Source organism: Rhodoplanes sp., assembly GCF_013377085.1.
In the GTDB taxonomy this organism is placed as follows: Bacteria; Pseudomonadota; Alphaproteobacteria; order Rhizobiales; family Xanthobacteraceae; genus Rhodoplanes.
Genome location: NZ_JACAAX010000037.1, coordinates 48,447 through 69,506 on the forward strand (window position 1 = coordinate 48,447; position 21,060 = coordinate 69,506).

The window sequence follows — 21,060 nt, forward strand, 5'->3', positions numbered from 1 at the left end:
GCGGGTCCGGCCCGCCGCCGCCAAAAGATCACGAACGAGGAACGAGCCATGAGCCTCGATTACGAGAATGACGGCGCCCTCCACGAGAAAGTCATCGAGGAGGTGTTGTCGGCCTATCCGGACAAGTTCGCCAAGCGGCGCAAGAAGCACCTCAGCGTCGCCAAGGGCGCCGAGGAAGGCGCCACCGGAGCCGAGGGCGAGGATGGCCAGGTCCTCTCCGAATGCGACGTCAAGTCGAACATCAAGTCGATCCCTGGCGTGATGACCGTCCGGGGCTGCGCCTATGCCGGCTCCAAAGGCGTGGTGTGGGGTCCGATCAAGGACATGGTCCATATCAGCCACGGCCCGGTCGGCTGCGGGCAGTACTCCTGGTCGCAGCGCCGCAACTACTATGTCGGCACGACCGGCATCGACACCTTCGTCACCATGCAGGTCACCTCCGACTTCCAGGAGCGTGACATCGTGTTCGGCGGCGACAAGAAGCTCACCAAGGTGATCGACGAGCTGGAGCAGATGTTCCCGCTCAGCCACGGCATCACGATCCAGTCGGAATGTCCGATCGGCCTGATCGGCGACGACATCGAGGCGGTTGCGAAGAAGAAGACCAAGGAGATCGACAAGACCATCGTGCCGGTCCGCTGCGAGGGCTTCCGCGGCGTGTCGCAGTCGCTCGGCCACCACATCGCCAACGACACGATCCGCGACTGGGTGCTCGACAAGAAGGACAATGCCTTCGAGGCCGGCCCCTACGACGTCAACGTCATCGGCGACTACAACATCGGCGGCGACGCATGGGCCTCGCGCATCCTGCTCGAGGAGATCGGCCTCCGCGTGGTCGGCAACTGGTCCGGCGATGCGACGCTCGGCGAGATCGAGCGTTCGCCCAAGGCGAAGCTCAACCTCATCCACTGCTACCGGTCGATGAACTACATTTGCCGGCACATGGAGGAGAAGTACGGCATCGCCTGGATGGAGTACAACTTCTTCGGTCCCTCGCAGATCGCCGTGAGCTTGCGCAAGATCGCCAAGCATTTCGGCCCCGAGATCGAGGCCAAAGCCGAGGCCGTGATCGAGAAGTACAAGCCGTTGGTCGATGCCGTGATCGCGAAGTACCGGCCGCGGCTCGAGGGCAAGAGCGTCATGCTCTACGTCGGCGGTCTGCGCCCGCGCCACGTGATCACGGCCTACGAAGATCTGGGCATGGAGATCGCCGGGACCGGCTACGAGTTCGCCCACAGCGACGACTATCAGCGGACCGGCCACTATGTCCGCAAGGGCACGCTGATCTACGACGACGTGACCGGCTACGAGCTCGAGAAGTTCATCGAGCGCATCCGGCCCGACCTGGTCGGCTCCGGCATCAAGGAGAAGTACCCGGTCCAGAAGATGGGCATCCCGTTCCGGCAGATGCATTCGTGGGACTATTCGGGCCCGTATCACGGCTACGACGGTTTCGCGATCTTCGCCCGCGACATGGATCTCGCCATCAACAATCCGGTGTGGGGCCTGTTCGACCCGCCCTGGAAGAAGGACGAGGCGCCTCTTCTGCAAGCCGCCGAATAGACGCTCCGCGCGGGTTCCCGGCACTCGCGCCGGGGAAACCGCGGCGGGTGGGCTCGCCTTCCCGCCGCGGACTCCCCGAGCCGGTTCGGGCCTCGCGGATCGTCCACTGACTGGATCTCTCGGCGTCGGAGCGCGTTCGGACGCACCTTCGGGATCTGATTTCTGAACGCGCTCTCAGTCGTGTGCCGCCGTATGGCGCGGCCGCGCGAGATGACAGGAGCTCACGATGCCTCAGTCGGCCGAAAAGGTTCTAGACCACGCGAAACTGTTCCACGAGCCGGAATACCAGGAGATGCTGGCGCGCAAGCGCGATACCTTCGAGTGTCCCGCGTCGGCCGAGGCGGTCGAGGCTCAGCGCGAGTACACCAAGACCTGGGGCTATCGCGAGAAGAACCTCGCCCGCGAGGCGGCGGTGATCAACCCCGCCAAGGCGTGCCAGCCGCTCGGCGCCGTGTTTGCCGCAGCCGGCTTCGAGAAGACGATGTCGTTCGTGCACGGCTCGCAGGGCTGCGTCGCCTACTACCGCTCGCATCTGTCGCGCCACTTCAAGGAGCCGGCGTCGGCGGTCTCCTCCTCGATGACCGAGGATGCGGCGGTGTTCGGCGGCCTCAACAACATGATCGACGGGCTCGCCAACACCTACTCGCTCTACGAGCCCAAGATGATCGCCGTCTCGACGACCTGCATGGCCGAGGTCATCGGCGACGACTTGAAGTCGTTCATCCAGAACGCCAAGAAAAAAGGTTCGGTGCCGGAGGAATACGACGTTCCCTTCGCGCACACGCCCGCCTTCGTCGGCAGCCATGTCGACGGCTACGACAACATGATCAAGGGCGTGCTGGATCACTTCTGGGCCGGCAAGGAGCGCAAGGCCGGCGACACCATCAACATCATTCCGGGCTTCGACGGCTTCTGCGTCGGCAACAACCGCGAGTACAAGCGCATCCTCGATCTGATGGGCGTGAAGTACACGCTGATCCAGGACGCCTCCGATCAGTTCGACACGCCTTCCGACGGCCACTTCCGGATGTATTCGGGCGGCACCACGCTGGCCGACACCGAGGCCGCGCTGAACGCCAAGGCGACCGTGTCGCTGCAGGCCTGGTGCACGCGCAAGACGCTCGACTATATCGGCGAGACCGGTCAGGAGACGGCGAGCTTCCACTATCCGCTCGGGGTCGCCGCGACCGACGAGCTGCTGATGAAGATCTCGGCGCTCGCCGGGGTCGCGATCCCGGAGCAGCTCACGCTCGAGCGCGGCCGCCTGATCGACGCCATGGCCGACAGCCAGGCCTATCTGCACGGCAAGAAGTACGCGATCTTCGGCGATCCGGACTTCGTCCAGGCGATGGCGCGCTTCGTCATGGAGACGGGTGGCGAGCCGACGCATTGCCTCGCCACCAACGGTACCAAAGCGTGGGAGGAGGAGATGCGGACGCTGCTCGCCTCCTCGCCGTTCGGCGGCGACGCCAAGGTGTGGGGCGGCAAGGATCTGTGGGCGCTGCGTTCGCTGATGCTCACCGAACCTGTCGATTTCCTGATCGGCAGCTCCTACGGGAAGTATCTCGAGCGCGACACCGGCACGCCGCTGATCCGCCTCACCTTCCCGATCTTCGACCGGCACCATCACCACCGCTTCCCGCTGGTCGGCTATCAGGGCGGGCTGCGGCTGCTGACCACCATCCTCGACAAGGTGTTCGACAAGCTCGACCGCGACTCCGAGGTGCCGGCCAAGACCGACATCTCTTTCGACCTGACGCGCTGAGGCGCGTGTACGGACGACCGCCGCGGCGCGGTGCCGCGGCGGAAGCCTCCGGGAGGCGAGCCGCATGTTGAAGGACAAGGTCAAGGCGCTGTTCGACGAGCCGGCTTGCGGCGTCAACCAGGCCAAGTCCGAGAAGGACCGCAAGGCCGGCTGCTCGAAGCCGCTGACGCCCGGGGCGGCCGCCGGGGGGTGCGCCTTCGACGGCGCCAAGATCGCCCTGCAGCCGGTCACCGATGCGGCGCATCTCATCCACGGCCCGCTCGCCTGCGAAGGCAACTCCTGGGACAATCGCGGGTCCGGCTCGTCCGGCTCGGATCTCTGGCGGCGCAGCTTCACCACCGACCTCACCGAGCTCGATATCGTCACCGGCCAGGGCGAAAAGAAGCTCTACCGGGGGATCCGCGAGATCGCCCAGCGCTTCGCCCCGGCCGCCGTGTTCGTCTATTCCACCTGCGTCACCGCGCTGATCGGCGACGACATCGACGCGGTGTGCAAGCATGCCAGCGCCAAATACGGCCTGCCGGTCATCCCGGTGAACGGCGCCGGCTTCGTCGGCTCGAAGAATCTCGGCAACAAGATCGCCGGCCAGGCGCTGCTCGACCACGTCATCGGCACGGTCGAGCCGGACGACGTGGGGCCGACCGACATCGTCATCCTCGGCGAATTCAATCTCGCCGGCGAATTCTGGCAGGTGAAGCCGCTGTTCGACCGGCTCGGCATCCGCGTGCGCGCCTGCGTCCCCGGCGATGCCCGCTATGCCGAGATCGCCGGCGCCCACACGGCGCGCGCCACCATGGTGGTGTGCTCGACCGCGCTCGTCGGCCTTGCCCGGCAGATGACGGAGCGTTGGGGCATTCCGTATTTTGAGGGCTCGTTCTACGGCGTGCTCGACACTTCGGAGTCGCTGCGCCAGGTCGCGCGCCTTCTGGTCGCGCGCGGGGCCCCCGATGATCTGATCGCCCGCACCGAGGCACTGGTGACGGAGGAGGAATCCCGCGTCGCCGCCCGGCTCGATCCCTATCGCGAAAAGCTCGCCGGCAAGCGCGTGCTGCTCAACACCGGCGGCGTCAAGTCGTGGTCGGTGGTCGCCGCCCTGATGGAGATCGGGATGGAGATCGTCGGCACCTCGGTGAAGAAGTCCACGCCCGAGGACCGCGAGCGCATCAAGATCCTGATGCGGGAAGACCCGCACATGTTCGAATCGATGGCGCCGCGCGACCTCTACAAGATGCTGGCCGACGGCGAGGCCGACATCATGCTGTCGGGCGGCCGCACCCAGTTCATCGCCCTCAAGGCCAAGACGCCCTGGCTCGACATCAACCAGGAGCGCGTCCACCCCTATGCCGGCTACGATGGCATGGTCGAGCTGGTGAAGCAGATCGATCTCGCCCTCCACAATCCGATGTGGGCACAGGTGCGCGCGCCGGCGCCGTGGGACGAGGACGGAAACCTGATCGAGACGGTGGTGGCGCTTGCCGCAGCCACTTCACCCTCCCCCCTCCAGGGGGAGGTGAAGGAGAGTGCTGTGGAGGCGGCCCAGCCCGACGATTCCTTCGCGGCTCGGCATCGAAAAAAGTTCTCCGAGAGCCGGGTGGAAAACTCCGATCCGGAGTATCTGGCGCGGCATCGGAAAAAATTCGCCAAGACCGATGCCGACGACATGGGCGAGTGCTGACATGGCCGCGATCGTCACCACCCAGAAGGCCGCTGCCGTCAACCCGCTGAAGTCGTCGCAGCCGCTCGGCGCCGCGCTGGCGTTTCTCGGCGTCGCCGAGGCGATGCCGCTGTTCCACGGCAGCCAGGGCTGCACGTCCTTCGCGCTGGTTCTGTTCGTGCGGCATTTCAAGGAGGCGATCCCGCTGCAGACCACTGCCATGGACGAGGTTGCGACCATCCTGGGCGGCGCGGATCATCTCGAGGAGGCGCTGCTCAACCTCAAGAACCGCACCAAGCCGAAGCTGATCGGCGTGTGCACGACGGCACTGGTCGAGACCCGTGGCGAGGACTTCTTGGGTGACATCACGCTGATCAAGCGCAAGCGCGAGGCGGAGCTCGCCGGCACCGACGTTCTCCTGGTCCATACGCCCGACTTCGAGGGCGCCATCGAGGAGGGCTATTCCAAGGCCGTCTTGGCGCTGATCGAGGGGCTGGTCCAGCCGGTCGAGCCGCGCCGGGTCGACCCTGGCAAGGTCGCCATCCTGCCCGGCTGGCACCTGACGGTCGCCGACCTCGACCTGCTGCGCGACACCGTCGAGAGCTTCGGGCTCGAGCCCGTCATCGTGCCGGACATCTCCGGCTCGCTCGACGGCACCGTGCCGGGCCGCTGGATCCCGACCACCTATGGCGGCACGCCGGTCGAGGCGATCCGGGCGCTGGGCGACGCCGCGCATTGCATCGCCATCGGCGAGCACGTCCGCCGGCCGGCCGAAATGCTCCACGCGATCGCCGGCGTGCCCTGCACGGTGCTCGAGACGCTCGGCTCGCTGGAGGCGGCCGATCGGTTCATCACTCTGTTGTCTCGGCTTTCCGGGCGGCCGGTGCCGTCGAAGTTGCGGCGGGCGCGCAGCCGGCTGCAGGACGCCATGCTGGACGGGCACTTCCATTTCGGCGGCAAGCGCGTCGCCATCGCGGCCGAGCCCGACCATCTCTACGCGCTCGCCGCCTTCTTCACCGGCATGGGGGCCGAGGTCGTCACCGCGGTCACCACCACGGGCCATTCGGCCATTCTCGACAAGGTCCCGGCGGCCGAGGTGGCGGTCGGCGATCTCGACGACTTCGAGACTCGCGCGGGGGAGGCGGGGTGCGATCTTCTGGTCACCCACAGCCACGGCCGCCAGGCCTCGGAGCGGCTCGGCGTTCCGCTGTTGCGGGTCGGCTTCCCGATCTTCGACCGACTCGGCAGCCAGCACCGGCGCACCATTCTTTATGACGGCGTCCGCGACCAGATCATCGAGGCCGCGAACATGTTCCAGGCGCAACAGCGCATACACACTCCGGACAGTCTCGACCCGTTCCGGGATCGTGGAGAGACCCATGACGGCCATTCGCAAGCTTCGCATCATTGATCCAGACGAATCCATGCCGGCGGAGCCGACCGCCGCCGTGCGGATCGCCATTGCCACGCAGGATCGCAAGAGCCTGAACGCCCATTTCGGCTCGGCGCGCTGCTTCACGGTCTACGACGTGACGGCCGAAGGCTGGACCCATGTCGAGACGATCACGTGCGACACCGTGTCGGACGAGCAGGGCAAGCACGCGGCCGATGGCGAGGATCGCATCGGACCGAAGGTCGATGCGCTGAAGGGCTGCCATCTGCTGTTCTGCGTCGCCATCGGCGGGCCGTCGGCAGCCAAGGTGGTGGCGGCGAAGATCCATCCGATCAAGATGCCGCAGCAGCCGGTCGAGGCGGTGCTCGAGCGCACCCGCGTGATGCTGAACGGTGCGCCGCCGCCGTGGCTCCGCAAGGTGCTGGCCGGCACCGGCGCCGTGCCCGAGAAACCCTCCTTCGTCGACGACGAGTGAGCCTGGAGCCCCCGATGACCGACACCACCGTGAAGACCACTCGCGACCCGGCGGTCGCCGACCTCGAGGCGCTGGCGACGCCCTTCCTGCAGTGCCTGGTCCGGGTGATCCGGGCGCAGGACAGCTACGGCAACTGGGAGAACAAGACCGACGCGCAGATTCTGTCGGACTATGTCGTCACCAAGGAGCAGCGCCGTGCGCTGCCCATCATGGGCGATCCCGATCCCGACATCCTGTGGCGGGTCGAGCAGTTCTACGGCGCCATCGGGCTGGCCATCGAGCAGGACACCCAATTGGTCGCCAGCCCGATGATGAAGATGCATCACGAGGGCTTCGGCCGCATCATTCTCACCACGGGCCGCCTGGTGGTGCTCACCAAGCATCTGCGCGACGTGCACCGGTTCGGCTACGACAGCCTCGCTGCGCTCGCCGCCGAAGGCACCAAGCAGGTCGCCGCCTGTATCGCCATCATCGAGAAGTATCCCGAGGTCGCGCGCGCCTGAGCGTGACGACGGTGCGGCCCATGGCCGCCAGGAGGTCAAGAATGTTCACGACCCGCGACGGCACGCCCTGGGAGCCCGCCTATATCACGGCGATCGACGGCAACAAGTGCATCGGCTGCGGCCGCTGCTACAAGGTCTGCGCTCGTGACGTCATGCACCTGATGGGCGTCAACGAGGACGACGAGCTGGTCGCCTGCGCGGCCGACGAGGACGACGACGACGAGGAGTTCGTCCGCAAGGTGATGGTGCTGCACCAGGCCGGCAACTGCATCGGCTGCGGCGCCTGCGCGCGGGTCTGCCCGAAGAATTGCCAGACCCACGTTCCGGCGACTGCGCTCGCAGCGGTGTGACGCCATGTTGCCCGCCGGCCCCGCCGATATGCCGAGCCTGTCGAGGCCGGTGCCCGGCCTGTGCGGCGATCGGTGCTGCGCGTCTCGCAGCGCCGCCGCGATCTATCGCGGCCTCACCGGCTGGTGGCCGGCCGAGGCCGGCATCGACGACGACGATGACTTCGACACCCATGTGTTCGCCTCGTTGATCGCGGTCGCGGCCGCCGAGGGAGGGCCGGTGCACATACGGCTGGGGCTCGGCGCCGCCGAGCTGCGCCGGCTGATCGCGCGCCGCTTCCCCGGCGCTGTCCTGCTGCTGCGTGCCGAAGAGGGAGAGGGGGCGCCCTGCGACGACGACGAGGTCGTGATGCTGCGCGATCTCCTGCTGGCCTCCCGCACCGACGAGAGCGACGACAGCAGCTTGCTCGCCGCCATGGTGGCGCGCCGCGCCCTCGAGCCGAACCATCTGTGGGAGGATCTCGGCCTGCGCGACCGCTCCGAGCTGACCCGGTTGCTGATGCGCCACTTCGGTCCGCTCGCCCGGCGCAATGTCCGCAACATGCGCTGGAAGCGCTTCTTCTATCGCACTCTGTGCGAATCCGACGGGTTCGTCATGTGCGCGACTCCGGTGTGCTCGGCCTGCGCCGACTTCGACGCCTGTTTCGGCGAGGAGACCGGCGAGAGCCGCCTCGCGCGCGCCCGTCGCGACTCCCTCTTGCCGCTGTCGTAATTTCCGAGCTCGAACACCAGTCTCCGTCATGCCCGCGCTCGTCGCGGGCATCCACGTTTTCTGGGTCCTGCCGTGGCCAAGACGTGGATGGCCGGGACGAGCCCGGCCATGACGAGGAACAGCATCTCCCTTGCGATAAACCCGACATGCCGCGACACGCGGCGCGTGTCGGGTTTGCGACGGGGGGTGCGCGACACGCCGCCGACAATTGCGAAAACCCTCGATCCATCGGCACATCCGAAGCGCGGCGGCGGCTGGCACGCCAGTTGCTCAGCAGTCACGACGCCATCGGAATGGAGCCCCTCGATGATCACGCTGTCGACCGAAGCCGCCGAAGCTGTTCGCACCGCGATGTCGCGGGCCGGCAAGCCCGACGCCGGCCTCAGAGTGATGATCGAGACCGGCGGCTGCTCCGGCAACAAGTACATGATCGGCCTTGCCGCCGAGCCGGGACCCGACGACGCCGTGATCGAGTCGGGCGGCGTCAAGGTGTTCGTCGATCCGCAGTCGCAGCCGCTGGTCGCCGGCCTCACCATCGGCTTCACCGAGACGCTGGCCGGCAAGGGCTTCACCTTCGACAACCCGAACGCCGGCGAGACCTGCTCGTGCGGCAAGTCGTTCGGCTGAGAGGAGGGGATCAATGCACGGCACCCTTCCGGCTCCCGAAGCCACCGCCTCCGCGCTCAGCCCGGCCGACGCGACGGCGTTGCGCGAAAAGCTGATCACCGAGGCGGTCGCGGAGCTGCGCCCGAATCTGCAGAAGCACGGCGGCGACTGCGAGCTGGTCTGCATCGAGGGCTCGACCGTTCACGTGAAGCTCACCGGCGCCTGCGTCGGCTGCGTTCTCGCCTCGGTGACGATCCAGGGCGTGCAGGGGCGGCTGATGAACAAGCTCGGCTTCCCCATCCGGGTCGTTCCGGCGACTTGAGGAGCAAAGCGGACATGCCCCCCGTCTATCTCGACAACAACGCCACCACGCGGGTCGATCCCCGCGTGGTCGAGGCGATGTTGCCGATGTTTTCGGAACTCTTCGGCAATCCGTCCTCGGGCCATGCCTTCGGCGTCGCCGCCAAGCTGGCTGTCGCTCGCGCCCGCGAAAACATTCAGGCGCTGGTCGGCGCCGCCCATCCGGACGAGATCGTGTTCACGTCGGGCGGCACCGAGAGCGACAATCTGGCGATTCTGGCCGCATTGGCGGCCCGGCCGGGCCGCAGCGAGATCGTCGTCAGTGCGGTCGAGCATCCGGCCGTGAAGACGCTCTGCACGGCGCTGGCGGCTGCGCGTGGCCTCACGGTTCACACGATTCCGGTCGACAACGCCGGCCGGCTCGACCGCGAGGCCTATGCGGCAGCGCTGTCCGAGCGCGTCGCGCTCGTGTCGGTCATGTGGGCCAACAACGAGACCGGCATGGTATTTCCGATCGCCGATCTCGCCGCGCAGGCCAAGGCGGTCGGCGCGCTGTTTCACAGCGACGCCGTGCAGGCGGTCGGCCGGCTGCCGCTCGCAGTCGCCGCAACGGCCATCGACCTTCTCTCGCTGTCCGGCCACAAGCTGCATGCGCCGAAGGGCGTCGGTGCGCTTTTCGTACGCCGGGGCTTGAAGCTGGCGGCCCAGACGGTCGGCGGGTCGCAGGAGCGCGGACGCCGCGCCGGCACCGAGAACGTGCCCGGCATCGTGGCGCTCGGCGCCGCCTGCGAGATCGCGTCCGCCGGGCTCGTGTCCGACACGGCTCGGATCGCAGCATTGCGTGACAGGCTCGAGGCCGGCCTGCTGGCCCGCATCGCCGAGGTCCGGGTGCTCGGAGACCGCGACAACCGCGTCGCCAACACGGCGGGCCTCGCCTTCGCGGGCGTCGAGAGCGAGGCGGTGATCCGCCTGCTCGACCGGCGCGGGATCGCCGTATCGTCCGGCTCGGCCTGCGCATCGGGCGCCGTCGAGCCCTCGCATGTGGTGCGGGCCATGGGGGTTCCGCAGACGCATGCCCGCGGCGTCGTGCGGTTCTCGCTGTCGCGCGAAACGACTGCGGTCGAGATCGACCATGTCGTCGACATCGTTCCGGCCGTGATCGGCGAGTTGCGCCGCGATGCGCTGGCGCCGGCCGCCTGAGGAGAGAGCATGATGCTGCCGTTCGACGGGCCGACTGCGCGCGAAGTTCCGGCGCCCCGCGTCGTCCTCAACGACACGACGCTGCGCGACGGCGAGCAGGCGCCCGGCGTCGCCTTCACGGCCGCCGAGAAGGTCGCGATCGCTCGTGCGCTCGCCGTGGCCGGCGTCACCGAGGTCGAGGCCGGCACGCCCGCCATGGGCGAGCAGGAGATCGCCGCGATCCGCGCCGTCGTCGAGGCCGAGCTGCCGCTCACCGCCATCGCTTGGTGCCGGATGCGCCGCGAGGACGTCGACGCCGCGCTGGCCGCCGGCGTGTCGATGGTCAACGTGTCGCTGCCGGTCTCCGACGTGCAGATCGCCGCCAAGATCAAGGGCGGCCGCGCCGCCGGTCTGGCGATGCTGGCCGACGTCGTCGGCTATGCGCGCAGCCGCGGGCTGGAAGTCGCGGTCGGCGGCGAGGATTCGTCACGCGCCGACGTGTCGTTCCTGGCCGAGGTGGTGGCCGCCGCCAAGGCCGCCGGGGCGCGGCGCTTCCGCATCGCCGATACGCTGAGCGTGCTCGATCCGTTCACGACTTATGCGCTCGTCGCCGCCGTGCGGAAGACCACCGACCTTGAGATCGAGTTCCACGGCCACGACGATCTCGGGCTCGCCACCGCCAACACGCTGGCCGCCGTGCAGGCCGGCGCAACCCACGCCTCCGTCACCGTGATGGGGCTCGGCGAGCGCGCCGGCAATGCGCCGCTCGAGGAGGTGGCCGTCGCGCTGAAGCAGCTCCATGGCCGCGAGACCGGCGTCGCCTTCGAAAAGCTCGGCGAGGTCGCCGCCGTAGTCGCGGCGGCCGCGTCGCGGCCGATCCCGGTCGGCAAGGCGATCGTCGGCGATCACATCTTTACGCACGAGTCCGGCATCCATGTCGACGGGCTCCTGAAGGACCACCGCACCTACCAGGCGCTCGACCCGGGCCTGCTCGGTCGTGCGCATAAGATCACCATCGGCAAGCATTCGGGCCTCGCCGCCATTGCCATGTCGCTCGCAGCGCTGCGCCTGCCGGCCGAGGAGCACGAGCTGCCGGCCATCCTGGCGCGGGTGCGCGAGCGCGCCGTCACCATCAAGGGGCCGGTCGAGGAGGACGCGCTGCGCGCCATCTGGCGCGAGGTGCGCGATCCGATCCGCCGCATCGAGGAGGGACTTCAATGAGCATGTGCGGCAATCACGATCCCGTCGTCGCACCGGGCGCGCTGGCGCGCCTGAAGGCGGCGGACTCGGCCGAGGAGTTCTTCGAGATCCTGCTCGTCCCCTACGACCAGGCGGTGCTGAACATCGCCCGCCTGCACATCCTCAAGCGCATGGGCGAGTACCTGGCCGGCGACGATCTCGACGGCATTCCCGAGCCGATCGCGGTGGCACGTTGCAAGAGCGTGCTGGCCCGCGCCTACGAGGAGCTCGCGGCCTCCTCGCCGCTGGAGCAGCGCGTCTTCAAGGTGCTCAAGGAGGCGGTCGAGCCGAAGGCGCCGAAGAACTTCGTCCCGCTCGACGAGCTGAAGTGACCGGGTGAGCCATGCACATCGTCGTCTGCATCAAGCAGGTTCCGGACTCGGCGCAGATCCGCGTCCATCCGGTCACCAACACCATCATGCGGCAGGGTGTGCCGACCATCATCAACCCTTACGATCTGTTCGCCGTCGAGGAGGCGCTGCGCCTGCGCGACCAGCATGGCGGCGCCGTGACGATCCTCACCATGGGCCCGCCCATGGCCGAGGAGAGCCTGCGCAAGGCGATGACCTTCGGGGCGGACCGCGCCGTGCTGCTGACCGACCGCTTCTTCGCCGGCTCCGACACGCTGGCGACCAGCTACGCGCTCGCGTCCGCCATCGCCAAGATCGGTGAGACCTTCGAGCCCGTCGATATCGTCTTCACGGGCAAGCAGACCATCGACGGCGACACGGCCCAGGTCGGGCCGGGCATCGCCAAGCGGCTCGGCCTCGCCCAGCTCACCTATGTGTCGCGCGTCGCGGCCCTCGATCTCGCGGGCGGCACCATCGAGGTGGATCGCCGCGCCGAGGGTGGCGTGCAGGCGCTGCGCACGAAGCTTCCTTGCCTGATCACCATGCTGGAAGGCACCAACGACATTCGCCGCGGCTCGCTGCCGGACGCGCTGCGTGCCGCGCGGGCCGAGATCGTCGTGTGGAGCGCCGAGGACGCCGGCATCCCGGACGTCGCCAAGTGCGGCCTGCGCGGCTCGCCGACCGTGGTCAAGCGCGTGTTCGCGCCGAGCGCCCGCGCCGAGAAGGCCGCCATGGTCGAGCCGGACGGCGCCGCCACGGCGGACGCCCTGATCGATGCGATGTTCACCCAGCGGCCACGTCTCGAGGCCGACCTCGCCACGCTCGTGCGCGGCTTCTGATCGGAACGGGAGACAGCCATGGCTCAACCGGCAAAGCCTGCCGCGCCCGGCGCGGGACGTGCAGCGATCAAGAAGGAGCTGCCCGAGCGGTTCAAGAATCACAAGCACGTCTGGGTGTTCATCGAGCAGGAGCGCGGCCACGTCCATCCCGTCTCGTGGGAGTTGATGGGCGAGGGGCGCAAGCTGGCCGACAAGCTCGGCGTCGAACTCGCCGGCGTGGTGATCGGCGTGCCCGGCGCAGCGACCCAGGCGGCCGCCCAGGAGGCGGCCTGCTATGGCGCCGACCTCGTCTACACGGTGACCAACGACATCCTCGCCGACTACCGCAACGAGCCTTACGCCAAGGCGCTCACCGATCTGGTCGAGACCCACAAGCCGGAAGTGCTGCTGCTCGGCGCGACGACGCTCGGTCGCGATCTCGCCGGCGCCGTGGCGACGACGTTGCTCACCGGGCTGACGGCCGACTGCACGGCGCTCGATGTCGATGCCGACGGCTCGCTCGCCGCGACCCGGCCGACCTTCGGCGGCTCGCTCCTGTGCACCATCTACACGCTCAACTTCCGGCCCCAGATGGCGACCGTGCGGCCGCGCGTGATGGCCATGCCGGACCGCGTCGAGAGGCCGCTCGGACGGCTGGTCGAGCATCCGCTCGCCATGGTCGAGGAGGACGTCGTCACCAAGGTCCTCAAATATATCCCGGACCGTGATTCGACGAAGTCGAGCCTCGCCTATGCGGACGTGGTGGTGGCGGGCGGCCTCGGCCTCGGCTCGCCGGAGAACTTCCAGCTCGTCCAGCAGCTCGCCTCGGTGCTCGGCGCCGAGTTCGGCTGCTCGCGGCCGCTGGTCCAGAAGGGCTGGCTGCCGGCCGACCGCCAGATCGGCCAGACCGGCAAGACCATCCGGCCGAAGCTCTACATCGCGGCCGGCATCTCGGGCGCCATCCAGCATCGTGTCGGCGTCGAGGGTGCCGACCTGATCGTCGCCATCAACACCGACAAGAACGCCCCGATCTTCGACTTCGCTCATGTCGGCATCGTCACCGACGCGCTGCATCTGTTGCCGCATCTGACCGAGGCGTTCCGCCGGCGGCTGTCGCCGCACATCCGCGACCGCATCGCGAGCTGAGAGGAGACGATGAACGTTTCGGTGATCACAGAGGGCCGCACGTCCTTCACCTCCCCCTGGAGGGGGGAGGTCGATCGGCCGCAGGCCGGTCGGGAGGGGGTGAACGGCATCTCCGGAGTATGGGGCTTCACCCCACCCCGCACGCCTTCGGCGTGCGACCCTCCCCCTCCAGGGGAGGGTAAAAGACCGGCGGCGGCATGCGGACCGATGGATCTGAATCGCTCGGCGCGGTTCCCCGGGAGGACCCGATGACGGAAAAGTTCGATGCGATCGTGGTGGGCGCCGGCATGGCCGGCAATGCCGCCGCTCTCACCATGGCGAAGCGCGGCCTGAAGGTGCTGCAGCTCGAGCGTGGCGAGTATCCGGGCTCGAAGAACGTGCAGGGCGCGATCCTCTACGCCAATGCGGTCGAGAAGCTGATCCCCGAGTTCCGCGAGGACGCGCCGCTCGAGCGACATCTGGTCGAGCAGCGGTTCTGGATGATGGACGACGCCTCGCACACCGGGCTGCACTACCGCTCGGAGGACTTCAACGAGGAGCGACCGAACCGCTACACCATCATCCGCTCGCAGTTCGACCGCTGGTTCTCGCGCCACGTCCAGGAGGCGGGCGCTCTCGTGCTGTGCGAGACGACCGTGCTCGAGCTGCTGAAGGACACCAAGGGCCGGGTGATCGGCGTGCGGACCGACCGGCGCGACGGCGACGTGTTCGCCGACGTGGTGGTGCTGGCGGAAGGTGTCAACGGTCTGCTCGGCACGCGCGCGGGGCTGCGCGAGCGCCCGGCGCGCGAAAACGTCGCGCTCGCCGTCAAGGAGATGCACTTCCTGCCGCGCGAGACCATCGAGGCGCGCTTCAACCTGAAGGGTGACGAGGGCGCCGTGATCGAGGCCGCCGGCACCATCTCGCGCGGCATGGCCGGGATGGGCTTCATCTACACCAACCGCGAGAGCATCTCGATCGGGATAGGGTGCATCGTCTCCGATCTCGCCAAGACCGGGCATGCGCCCTACGAGCTGCTCGAGGCGTTCAAGCGCCATCCCTCCGTGGCGCCGCTGATCGAGGGATCCGAGGTCAAGGAATACGCTGCGCATCTGATCCCCGAGGGCGGCTACAAGGCGATCCCGCAGCTCTTCGGCGACGGGTGGCTGGTGGCAGGAGATGCGGCGCAGCTCAACAACGCGATCCATCGCGAGGGCTCGAACCTCGCGCTCGCCTCCGGCCAGATGGCCGGCGAGGCCGTGGCGGAGCTGAAGGGGCGGGGCCTCGAGCCGACCGCCAAGAACCTCGAGATCTACAAGACCCGCTTGGTCGACTCCTACGTCATGCAGGATCTGAAGAAGTACAAGGACATGCCGGCGCTGCTCCACGCCAGCTCGCAGAACTTCTTCCTGACCTATCCGCAGCTCGTGTCGAAGGCCATGCAGAACTTCCTGCGGGTCGATGGCACCCCGAAGGTCGAGAAGGAGAAACGAACCTTGAGGTCGGTGTTCGCGGCGCGCTCGATCACCGGCCTCCTGGGCGACGCCGTCCGCATGGCGCGGGCTTGGCGCTGACCGCTGATCGTACAACCCCGAACCCGGAGAGAGCGATGACCACGGAACCGGACGTCCGCGTCGAGGACAAGCTCTATCAGAACCGCTACCGGGTCGACTCCGGGCGCTCGCACATCAAGGTCACGCCGCACGAAACCCCGTCGCCGGAGCTGCTCGCGCTGGTGAAGCTGTGCCCGGCCCGGTGCTACGAGCTCAACGGCAAGGGTCAGGTCGAGGTCGCCCACGACGGCTGCATGGAATGCGGCACCTGCCGGGTGCTCGCCGAAGGCAAGGGCGACATCACCTGGACGTATCCGCGCGGCGGCTACGGCGTGCTGTTCAAGTTCGGCTGAGCCCTTTCCCTGCGGTCACCGGGCCGTCTGCTTCCGCAGACTCGCGGCGCGAGCCGCGAGGGAGGCGGCTTCGTCGGTCTGTCCGACGGCATCGCAGATGTGGGCGAGCGACGCCAGCGCGTCGGCCAGCACCATGTCGCGCAGGCGTGCCTGATCGGCCTGCTCGGCGAGGTCGACGGCGCGGCGGGCGATCGGCTCGGCGTCGACCGGGCGCTGAATGGCGACGACGTCGGCGAGATGCACGAGGCTGAGCGCCAAGCCGACCTTGTCGCCGCTCGCCGTCGACGCCTTCTCCGATATGGCGAGGCGCTGGCGTGCCGCCGCCTCGGCCTCGGCGTAACGGCCGTTCTCGGCATACAGATCGACCAGACGCTGCAGGGCGAAGCCCACCATGGTGCTGTCGGGGCCCCATTTCGCCTGTTGGGCGGCGACGTTCTGCTCGTAGAGCGCCGCCGCCTCGTCGACGCGACTGGTCGCCGCGTAGACATCGGCGAGCCACCGGCCCGCTGTCGCCGCGCCCACCCGGTCGGCCGGATCGGCCTTTGCGTAGATGGCGCGGGCCCGGCCGAGCAACTGCTCCGCCTCGGGGAAGTGTTTCTGCGCAAGCTGGGCTCTGCCGGCCAGAATCACGGCATCGGCCGTCTCTTCCGCCTCGGCGCCGGAGCGGCGCTCGGTCACGGCGAGCGCGCTCGTCGCCAGCGGCTCCGCGCGATCGGGATGTGCTGTGGCGATGTGCAGCTCGGCGAGCGAGGAAAGGGCCTTGGCGTAGCGCGGGCTGTCCTCACCGTCCTGCGCGCGGGCGAGAGCGACGACGTACTCGGCCAGCGGCACCGCCTGGTCGAACCGCTCGGCGACGTGCAACTGCATGACGCGAAGACTGAGGGCGTCGTACTCGGACGGCTTGGTCCAGGTGGTGGCGAGCGCGGCGATCGCCGTGCCGGTCGCAGCCAAAACGGCAATGACGACGGTGATGCGTCGTGTCCGGGTCATGGGGGCCTCCAGCGCATTGACTTGGCGTTGGAGTGCCGAGGGCCGTGGTCGGTTCACCCGAAGTCAACATGATGCCGGCGCGGCCGCGGAGAGAGCGCCGTCGCGGTATCGCGGCTCGATCGGCGCCGGGCTCACACCAGTGGAGGCGGCGCCCAGGGGGCCGGCTCCACAACGGCCGGGGCTGCCGCCTTGGCCCGCAGGGCCGCCGCGAGGCCCAACAGTCGCGGAGTCTGGGTCCGGATTTCGATCGCCGCGTCGCGGTCGAGACGTTTCAGCCAGCCCGACGGAATCGCGTCGACCCCGTAGGTGGCGCCGGCCAGCATGGCGACCATTGCGCCCGTCGTGTCGGCGTCGCCGCCCTGGTTGACGGTGCGCACCGTCGCCTCGGCGAAGGTCTCTGTCGAGAAGTAGAAGTGCAGCACGGTCTTGAGCGTGTCGACCACATAGGCCGACGAGGGGCCCGGCGCGTTCTCGAACCGGAAGGCGCGGTGCTGGGCGACCAACGCGTCGGCGATCTCGCGCACCGCCGCCTTGGTTCCGCCGCCGAGCAGCACGTGCAGCATGCGGACCAGCGTCACCGAGGCCGCGTCGGACAGCGGATGATGGTGGGTGGTGTGGCACTGACGCACGCACCACTCCTCGCCGAGCGCCGGCGAGCCGAGCGTCGCCAGTGCCACCGGCAGAAGCCGCATGGCCGCGCCGTTGCCGGCGTCGCCGTCGAAATAGGGCCCCTCGACGGTACCGTCGGTGATGAAGCGACGGATGCCGCGGCGGCAGGTGTTGCCGACATCGATCGGCCCGGAGCGCAGCCAGCGGGCGAACTCCTCGCACAGATCCTGCAGGTGGAGCCCGTTCTGGCGCAGCAGCGAGCGGCCGAGCGCCAGCGCCATCTCGGTGTCGTCGGTCACCTGTCCGGGGGCGAGGCGCAGCCATCCGCCACCGACCATGCGGTCGAGCACGCCGTAGCGCGTCGCGATCTCGCCTTTGGTCATGAACTCGACGGTGCCGCCGAGCGCGTCCCCGACCGCAAGCCCCAGGAAGGCGCCGAGCGCCCGCTCGTCCAGGGTCGGAGACTGCATGATGCGTCCTGCTGTCAAAAGTAGCTCGCCGTCACCCGGTAGTCGCCGCCGATCACCAGATACTCGCCTTCGCCCTTGAGCGGATGGCCGGCGAGCAGCGTGTTGAAAAAGGTGATCTTGGTCGTCGGCACCTGAGCCGTGAGGATGATGTCGCCGAAACAATCGGCGATATCGCGATCGGACGTGAACGATGCGAGGTTGTTGAGCCGGACGACGGCGGTGCGCTTGTCGAGCCGGGCGACGATCGGATGCTCGTCGAAATCGTTGACGCCGCGATAGAGCGTCACATGCGTCTCGCCCGGCGCCACCATGGTGGCGAGCGCCCACTGGCAGAACTCGTAGACGAGGTCGAGCTGGGTGTAGATCGAGTTGTTGTGGAAGCGGCTGGACATCTTCTCTTCCACATAGGTGATCCAGCCCTGGTCCGAGACGCGGCCGATGATCTGCTTGTGGAAGGTCGGCAGGATGCCGAAGCGGCTCTCCACCCAGCCTTTCATCACCGCGCCTTCGGGGCTGTTGGAGTCGTAGCCCCAGCCCTTGATCAGCCGCAGGAAGGACGAGCGGTAACGCTTCGGCGCGTAGCCGCGCCCCTCGTGGACCGGCTCCTGCTGCTCGGGGTCGAGGCCGAACATCGCCATCATGTAGCTCGCGAAGGCGATCCCGGCGTCGGCCAGGTCCGGTGCTTGCGACAGCATCTCGAACAGGCTCCGGTTCATTTCCCGCACGCCCGAGATCCGCAACGGAACCGGGTGGTCGTTGTAGGCGCAGCTCGCCAAGAGATCGGTCGGTAGGCCCACCAAGTTGGTCGAGTGTCCAAAGGAGCTGCGCCCCGGCATTCGCTTCGTCCTTGCAAGTGTCGGGCCGCGGCCGAGTGGTGGCGGATCGGGGCCCGAGCGGAGCGGTGGTGAGGAACGGGAAAGCGAGTGGCGGCGCTGCTGTCGGGGGAACGTGCGGTGCCGTCGCGCCGTCATGCGCTCCGCGGCGGCGAACCCGCGCTGATTTCCGTCAACACGGCAGGCGGGTGCAGTGATTTCGGCCGTTGTTTTTGTCAGGGTTTGGCTGCGCCGACCGACGCGGGCCCCGATCGTCTCCCGACCGACCCGCCATGTCGACTTGGCATCAAGACTGGGCGGTGCCCGGGATGGGAGGCTCTCATAAGGGTATACTTATGGGCTATGCGCTGGAGCCTAGGTTTTTGCGCTGCGTTAATTCGCCCAATTCTGCGGCATGCCCAAACTCAAGGCTCGGCGAATTTTTTTTGCCGAAGGGCAGGGCGACGCATTGTGCCTGTTTCTGGTCATGATAATCAGATTGGATCGAAGTTTCGGCCGAACGACTTGGCCAAGCATGCGGGCCCGTCCTGCGCCTGACCGACGAGATCTGACTGAACATCGAGAAACCCGCCGCGGGGGGCGGTTAGGCCACTCGCGGATCTAGACCTGCTCGTCTGTCGAAAGGACGTCTATGAGCACCGGCACCGTGAAGTGGTTCAATGCGCAGAAGGGCTATGGTTTCATCCAGCCCGACGATGGCGGCAAGGACGTGTTCGTTCACATCAGTGCGGTAGAGCGCGCCGGAATGACGAACCTGCGTGAAGGGCAGAAGCTGTCCTACGAGCTCACCCAGGACCGTCGGACCGGCAAGAGTTCCGCCGATCAGCTTCGAGCCGTCTGAGTTCTCGTCCGAAAGCCCGCCTCGGCGGGCTTTCTCGTTTAAGGGGCTCCGTATGCCAGGAGCCCGGCAACCGCCCCGGCCGCGGTGCGGCCGGTGCGCGAGGGGAGTTCGGACCGGGCGTGCGATCGCCGCGCCGACTGGTCGATCCCGGCAGAAGAGTTTTGCGCTCGCAGAAGTGTCGCGGCGCGGTGTCGGCCCTGGAGATCGGCGCAAGGCCCTTCGGCAGGGCGCCGTAGCCCCACCGCCGCGGCACCGAAATCATCCCCGCCTGAAGCCGTCCGGTCGTTCGCTTGCGCGGGTCGCATGCTCCGGGCCGTCCGGAGCGCGCTCAGCAAAAACGGAATCCGCGGTCTGTGTCCGAACGCGCTCCGAGCACCGAGCGCGAGTCGACGCAGCATCGTATCGACGCCCACCGTGGCCCGGTTGGCGTGACGTCGTTCTAAGCCTTTTCAGCCGCCTTGATCCGCCAGAGCTGGAAGCCTTTCGCTTCGATGGCCTTCTCGATCGTGGTTCGCGACAGCCGGTGAGGCGGGTCACGGTCGGGCCGCACCACCCCGGTGGAGTGCCAGGGGCCGTGCTGGGTGGGGAGCTTGCTGCCGGACGAGTCGCCCGCGAAGGCGCGGAGCTCCGTCGTCGTCTCCGACTCGAACATGAACAGTCGCATGTCTCTTGCCTTTCTCCCCCGCCCTCTTGGCCGCCGGGGGGCGGCCCCCAGCCGCCGGAAAGGCGGCTGGTCGGTCGATCAGCGCCGGCGGAACTGCTGGCGCTGTGGCGGACGACGGGCGGGCCCACCGGGGCCGCTTCGTTCCTCCTTGTGGCGGAAGATGATCCGGCCCTTCTCGAGGTCGTAGGGCGACATCTCGACGATCACGCGGTCACCCGCCAGCGTCTTGATGCGGTTCTTCTTCATCTTGCCGGCCGTATAGGCGATGATTTCGTGGCCGGTATCGAGCTGAACGCGGTAGCGCGTGTCCGGCAGGATTTCGGTCACCAGACCTTCGAATTCGATCAGCTCTTCTTTCGCCATGGCTGTGCTCCGATAATTCAGCGCTCGACGGATTGTCCGACTTCACGGTGGCCCGCCGGTACGGTCCGGCGCAGGAACGCCACCTGGTCCAGGGCCGTCTCGACGGCCGGCCCGTTGCGGGTCACGGGGCGCTCCGCCAGCGGCACGCCCACCCGAACCGGCGGGGCATGCGGCTGTGATCGGTGCGACGGCTGTTCCGACCGCGGCTGCGATACCTGCGGCACGGTCGTCCGGGAACCCTCGGCGCGGCTCCGCTCCGGGGGCCGGTTCCGACCCTCGCTCCGGTTGCGGTCCTGATTGCGGTTGCGATCCGGCTTCCGATTGCGGTCCGGCTTGCGGTTCCGCTCGCCGTCAC

23 protein-coding genes and 1 pseudogene are annotated in these 21,060 nt (G+C 68.0%); 18 read left to right on the forward strand and 6 right to left on the reverse strand.

Annotated features, from left to right (window positions below; translation table 11 throughout):
- Positions 1-48: 48 nt before the first annotated feature.
- The 17 genes from nifD (at position 49) to HXX10_RS22170 (ending at position 15,935) form a co-directional block, all read left to right on the forward strand.
- Entirely contained in the window at positions 49-1,563 is a 1,515-nt protein-coding gene (gene nifD, locus HXX10_RS22090) for a nitrogenase molybdenum-iron protein alpha chain (protein WP_296525304.1), read from the forward strand.
- A 226-nt stretch (positions 1,564-1,789) separates the two neighbouring features.
- Positions 1,790-3,328 (forward strand): nitrogenase molybdenum-iron protein subunit beta, encoded by a 1,539-nt coding sequence (gene nifK, locus HXX10_RS22095; RefSeq protein WP_296525305.1) that lies wholly within the window; start codon positions 1,790-1,792, stop codon positions 3,326-3,328.
- A 64-nt stretch (positions 3,329-3,392) separates the two neighbouring features.
- Positions 3,393-5,003, forward strand: a complete 1,611-nt coding sequence (nifE, locus tag HXX10_RS22100; RefSeq protein WP_296525306.1) for a nitrogenase iron-molybdenum cofactor biosynthesis protein NifE — start codon at positions 3,393-3,395, stop codon at positions 5,001-5,003.
- A 1-nt stretch (position 5,004) separates the two neighbouring features.
- Positions 5,005-6,393: a nitrogenase iron-molybdenum cofactor biosynthesis protein NifN gene (gene nifN / locus HXX10_RS22105; protein WP_296525307.1), complete on the forward strand. Its 1,389-nt coding sequence runs from the start codon at positions 5,005-5,007 to the stop codon at positions 6,391-6,393.
- Positions 6,362-6,850 carry a nitrogen fixation protein NifX gene (nifX, locus tag HXX10_RS22110; RefSeq protein WP_296525308.1) on the forward strand — a complete coding sequence of 163 codons (489 nt, stop codon included), beginning with the start codon at positions 6,362-6,364 and terminating at the stop codon, positions 6,848-6,850. Before nifN ends, nifX begins: the two co-directional genes overlap by 32 nt.
- Before the next feature lie 14 nt (positions 6,851-6,864).
- Positions 6,865-7,353 carry a NifX-associated nitrogen fixation protein gene (locus HXX10_RS22115; RefSeq protein ID WP_296525309.1) on the forward strand — a complete coding sequence of 163 codons (489 nt, stop codon included), beginning with the start codon at positions 6,865-6,867 and terminating at the stop codon, positions 7,351-7,353.
- Between the two features lie 41 nt (positions 7,354-7,394).
- Positions 7,395-7,703, forward strand: coding sequence for a ferredoxin III, nif-specific (gene fdxB, locus HXX10_RS22120; protein WP_296525310.1), 309 nt, complete (start codon positions 7,395-7,397; stop codon positions 7,701-7,703).
- A 4-nt stretch (positions 7,704-7,707) separates the two neighbouring features.
- Positions 7,708-8,412, forward strand: coding sequence for a nitrogen fixation protein NifQ (locus HXX10_RS22125; protein ID WP_296525311.1), 705 nt, complete (start codon positions 7,708-7,710; stop codon positions 8,410-8,412).
- 306 nt (positions 8,413-8,718) lie between these two features.
- Entirely contained in the window at positions 8,719-9,039 is a 321-nt protein-coding gene (locus tag HXX10_RS22130) for an iron-sulfur cluster assembly accessory protein (RefSeq protein WP_296525312.1), read from the forward strand.
- Positions 9,040-9,052: 13 nt separating this feature from the next.
- Positions 9,053-9,340: a NifU family protein gene (locus tag HXX10_RS22135; protein WP_296525313.1), complete on the forward strand. Its 288-nt coding sequence runs from the start codon at positions 9,053-9,055 to the stop codon at positions 9,338-9,340.
- A 14-nt stretch (positions 9,341-9,354) separates the two neighbouring features.
- A complete protein-coding gene (gene nifS, locus HXX10_RS22140; protein WP_296525314.1) occupies positions 9,355-10,518 on the forward strand; it encodes a cysteine desulfurase NifS in 1,164 nt (387 codons plus the stop codon).
- A gap of 9 nt (positions 10,519-10,527) precedes the next feature.
- Positions 10,528-11,718, forward strand: a complete 1,191-nt coding sequence (nifV, locus tag HXX10_RS22145; protein WP_296525315.1) for a homocitrate synthase — start codon at positions 10,528-10,530, stop codon at positions 11,716-11,718.
- Between the two features lie 2 nt (positions 11,719-11,720).
- Positions 11,721-12,068, forward strand: coding sequence for a nitrogenase stabilizing/protective protein NifW (nifW, locus tag HXX10_RS22150; protein WP_296525331.1), 348 nt, complete (start codon positions 11,721-11,723; stop codon positions 12,066-12,068).
- Between the two features lie 11 nt (positions 12,069-12,079).
- Positions 12,080-12,925 carry an electron transfer flavoprotein subunit beta/FixA family protein gene (locus tag HXX10_RS22155; RefSeq protein WP_296525316.1) on the forward strand — a complete coding sequence of 282 codons (846 nt, stop codon included), beginning with the start codon at positions 12,080-12,082 and terminating at the stop codon, positions 12,923-12,925.
- 18 nt (positions 12,926-12,943) lie between these two features.
- Complete coding sequence (locus tag HXX10_RS22160) at positions 12,944-14,050, forward strand: electron transfer flavoprotein subunit alpha/FixB family protein (protein WP_296525317.1); 1,107 nt, start codon at positions 12,944-12,946, stop codon at positions 14,048-14,050.
- 248 nt (positions 14,051-14,298) lie between these two features.
- The gene (locus HXX10_RS22165; protein ID WP_296525318.1) at positions 14,299-15,603 is read left to right on the forward strand and encodes an FAD-dependent monooxygenase; all 1,305 of its coding nucleotides are present in this window, start codon (positions 14,299-14,301) and stop codon (positions 15,601-15,603) included.
- Positions 15,604-15,638: 35 nt separating this feature from the next.
- Positions 15,639-15,935 carry a ferredoxin family protein gene (locus tag HXX10_RS22170; RefSeq protein WP_296525319.1) on the forward strand — a complete coding sequence of 99 codons (297 nt, stop codon included), beginning with the start codon at positions 15,639-15,641 and terminating at the stop codon, positions 15,933-15,935.
- Between the two features lie 15 nt (positions 15,936-15,950).
- On the opposite strand, the gene HXX10_RS22175 is transcribed toward HXX10_RS22170, so the two are convergent.
- The 3 genes from HXX10_RS22175 to HXX10_RS22185 all read right to left on the reverse strand — a co-directional run bounded on the left by HXX10_RS22175 (position 15,951) and on the right by HXX10_RS22185 (position 18,840).
- Complete coding sequence (locus HXX10_RS22175) at positions 15,951-16,925, reverse strand: tetratricopeptide repeat protein (RefSeq protein WP_296525320.1); 975 nt, start codon at positions 16,923-16,925, stop codon at positions 15,951-15,953.
- A 131-nt stretch (positions 16,926-17,056) separates the two neighbouring features.
- Entirely contained in the window at positions 17,057-18,004 is a 948-nt protein-coding gene (gene draG, locus HXX10_RS22180; RefSeq protein ID WP_296525322.1) for an ADP-ribosyl-[dinitrogen reductase] hydrolase, read from the reverse strand.
- 14 nt (positions 18,005-18,018) lie between these two features.
- Complete coding sequence (locus tag HXX10_RS22185) at positions 18,019-18,840, reverse strand: NAD(+)--dinitrogen-reductase ADP-D-ribosyltransferase (RefSeq protein ID WP_296525323.1); 822 nt, start codon at positions 18,838-18,840, stop codon at positions 18,019-18,021.
- Between the two features lie 628 nt (positions 18,841-19,468).
- Here HXX10_RS22185 and HXX10_RS22190 point away from each other — a divergent pair.
- Positions 19,469-19,678, forward strand: a complete 210-nt coding sequence (locus HXX10_RS22190) for a cold-shock protein (protein WP_111357322.1) — start codon at positions 19,469-19,471, stop codon at positions 19,676-19,678.
- A gap of 439 nt (positions 19,679-20,117) precedes the next feature.
- On the opposite strand, the gene HXX10_RS22195 is transcribed toward HXX10_RS22190, so the two are convergent.
- The 3 genes and pseudogenes from HXX10_RS22195 to HXX10_RS22205 all read right to left on the reverse strand — a co-directional run.
- Complete coding sequence (locus tag HXX10_RS22195) at positions 20,118-20,342, reverse strand: hypothetical protein (protein ID WP_296525326.1); 225 nt, start codon at positions 20,340-20,342, stop codon at positions 20,118-20,120.
- 78 nt (positions 20,343-20,420) lie between these two features.
- Positions 20,421-20,705 carry a translation initiation factor IF-1 gene (gene infA, locus HXX10_RS22200; RefSeq protein ID WP_296525328.1) on the reverse strand — a complete coding sequence of 95 codons (285 nt, stop codon included), beginning with the start codon at positions 20,703-20,705 and terminating at the stop codon, positions 20,421-20,423.
- A gap of 17 nt (positions 20,706-20,722) precedes the next feature.
- Positions 20,723-21,060, reverse strand: a pseudogene (locus HXX10_RS22205) (hypothetical protein); the annotation flags it as partial.

Coding starts and splice junctions, on each gene's coding strand:
- HXX10_RS22195 (WP_296525326.1), bottom strand. CDS start 20,342: ATGCGACTGTTCATGTTCGAGTCGGAGACGACGACGGAGCTCCGCGCC.
- HXX10_RS22130 (WP_296525312.1), top strand. CDS start 8,719: ATGATCACGCTGTCGACCGAAGCCGCCGAAGCTGTTCGCACCGCGATG.
- nifE (WP_296525306.1), top strand. CDS start 3,393: ATGTTGAAGGACAAGGTCAAGGCGCTGTTCGACGAGCCGGCTTGCGGC.
- infA (WP_296525328.1), bottom strand. CDS start 20,705: ATGGCGAAAGAAGAGCTGATCGAATTCGAAGGTCTGGTGACCGAAATC.
- HXX10_RS22125 (WP_296525311.1), top strand. CDS start 7,708: ATGTTGCCCGCCGGCCCCGCCGATATGCCGAGCCTGTCGAGGCCGGTG.
- nifW (WP_296525331.1), top strand. CDS start 11,721: ATGTGCGGCAATCACGATCCCGTCGTCGCACCGGGCGCGCTGGCGCGC.
- nifD (WP_296525304.1), top strand. CDS start 49: ATGAGCCTCGATTACGAGAATGACGGCGCCCTCCACGAGAAAGTCATC.
- HXX10_RS22175 (WP_296525320.1), bottom strand. CDS start 16,925: ATGACCCGGACACGACGCATCACCGTCGTCATTGCCGTTTTGGCTGCG.
- HXX10_RS22160 (WP_296525317.1), top strand. CDS start 12,944: ATGGCTCAACCGGCAAAGCCTGCCGCGCCCGGCGCGGGACGTGCAGCG.
- HXX10_RS22165 (WP_296525318.1), top strand. CDS start 14,299: ATGACGGAAAAGTTCGATGCGATCGTGGTGGGCGCCGGCATGGCCGGC.
- fdxB (WP_296525310.1), top strand. CDS start 7,395: ATGTTCACGACCCGCGACGGCACGCCCTGGGAGCCCGCCTATATCACG.
- nifV (WP_296525315.1), top strand. CDS start 10,528: ATGATGCTGCCGTTCGACGGGCCGACTGCGCGCGAAGTTCCGGCGCCC.
- HXX10_RS22190 (WP_111357322.1), top strand. CDS start 19,469: ATGAGCACCGGCACCGTGAAGTGGTTCAATGCGCAGAAGGGCTATGGT.
- HXX10_RS22115 (WP_296525309.1), top strand. CDS start 6,865: ATGACCGACACCACCGTGAAGACCACTCGCGACCCGGCGGTCGCCGAC.
- HXX10_RS22170 (WP_296525319.1), top strand. CDS start 15,639: ATGACCACGGAACCGGACGTCCGCGTCGAGGACAAGCTCTATCAGAAC.
- HXX10_RS22185 (WP_296525323.1), bottom strand. CDS start 18,840: ATGCCGGGGCGCAGCTCCTTTGGACACTCGACCAACTTGGTGGGCCTA.
- nifN (WP_296525307.1), top strand. CDS start 5,005: ATGGCCGCGATCGTCACCACCCAGAAGGCCGCTGCCGTCAACCCGCTG.
- HXX10_RS22155 (WP_296525316.1), top strand. CDS start 12,080: ATGCACATCGTCGTCTGCATCAAGCAGGTTCCGGACTCGGCGCAGATC.
- nifX (WP_296525308.1), top strand. CDS start 6,362: ATGACGGCCATTCGCAAGCTTCGCATCATTGATCCAGACGAATCCATG.
- draG (WP_296525322.1), bottom strand. CDS start 18,004: ATGCAGTCTCCGACCCTGGACGAGCGGGCGCTCGGCGCCTTCCTGGGG.
- HXX10_RS22135 (WP_296525313.1), top strand. CDS start 9,053: ATGCACGGCACCCTTCCGGCTCCCGAAGCCACCGCCTCCGCGCTCAGC.
- nifK (WP_296525305.1), top strand. CDS start 1,790: ATGCCTCAGTCGGCCGAAAAGGTTCTAGACCACGCGAAACTGTTCCAC.
- nifS (WP_296525314.1), top strand. CDS start 9,355: ATGCCCCCCGTCTATCTCGACAACAACGCCACCACGCGGGTCGATCCC.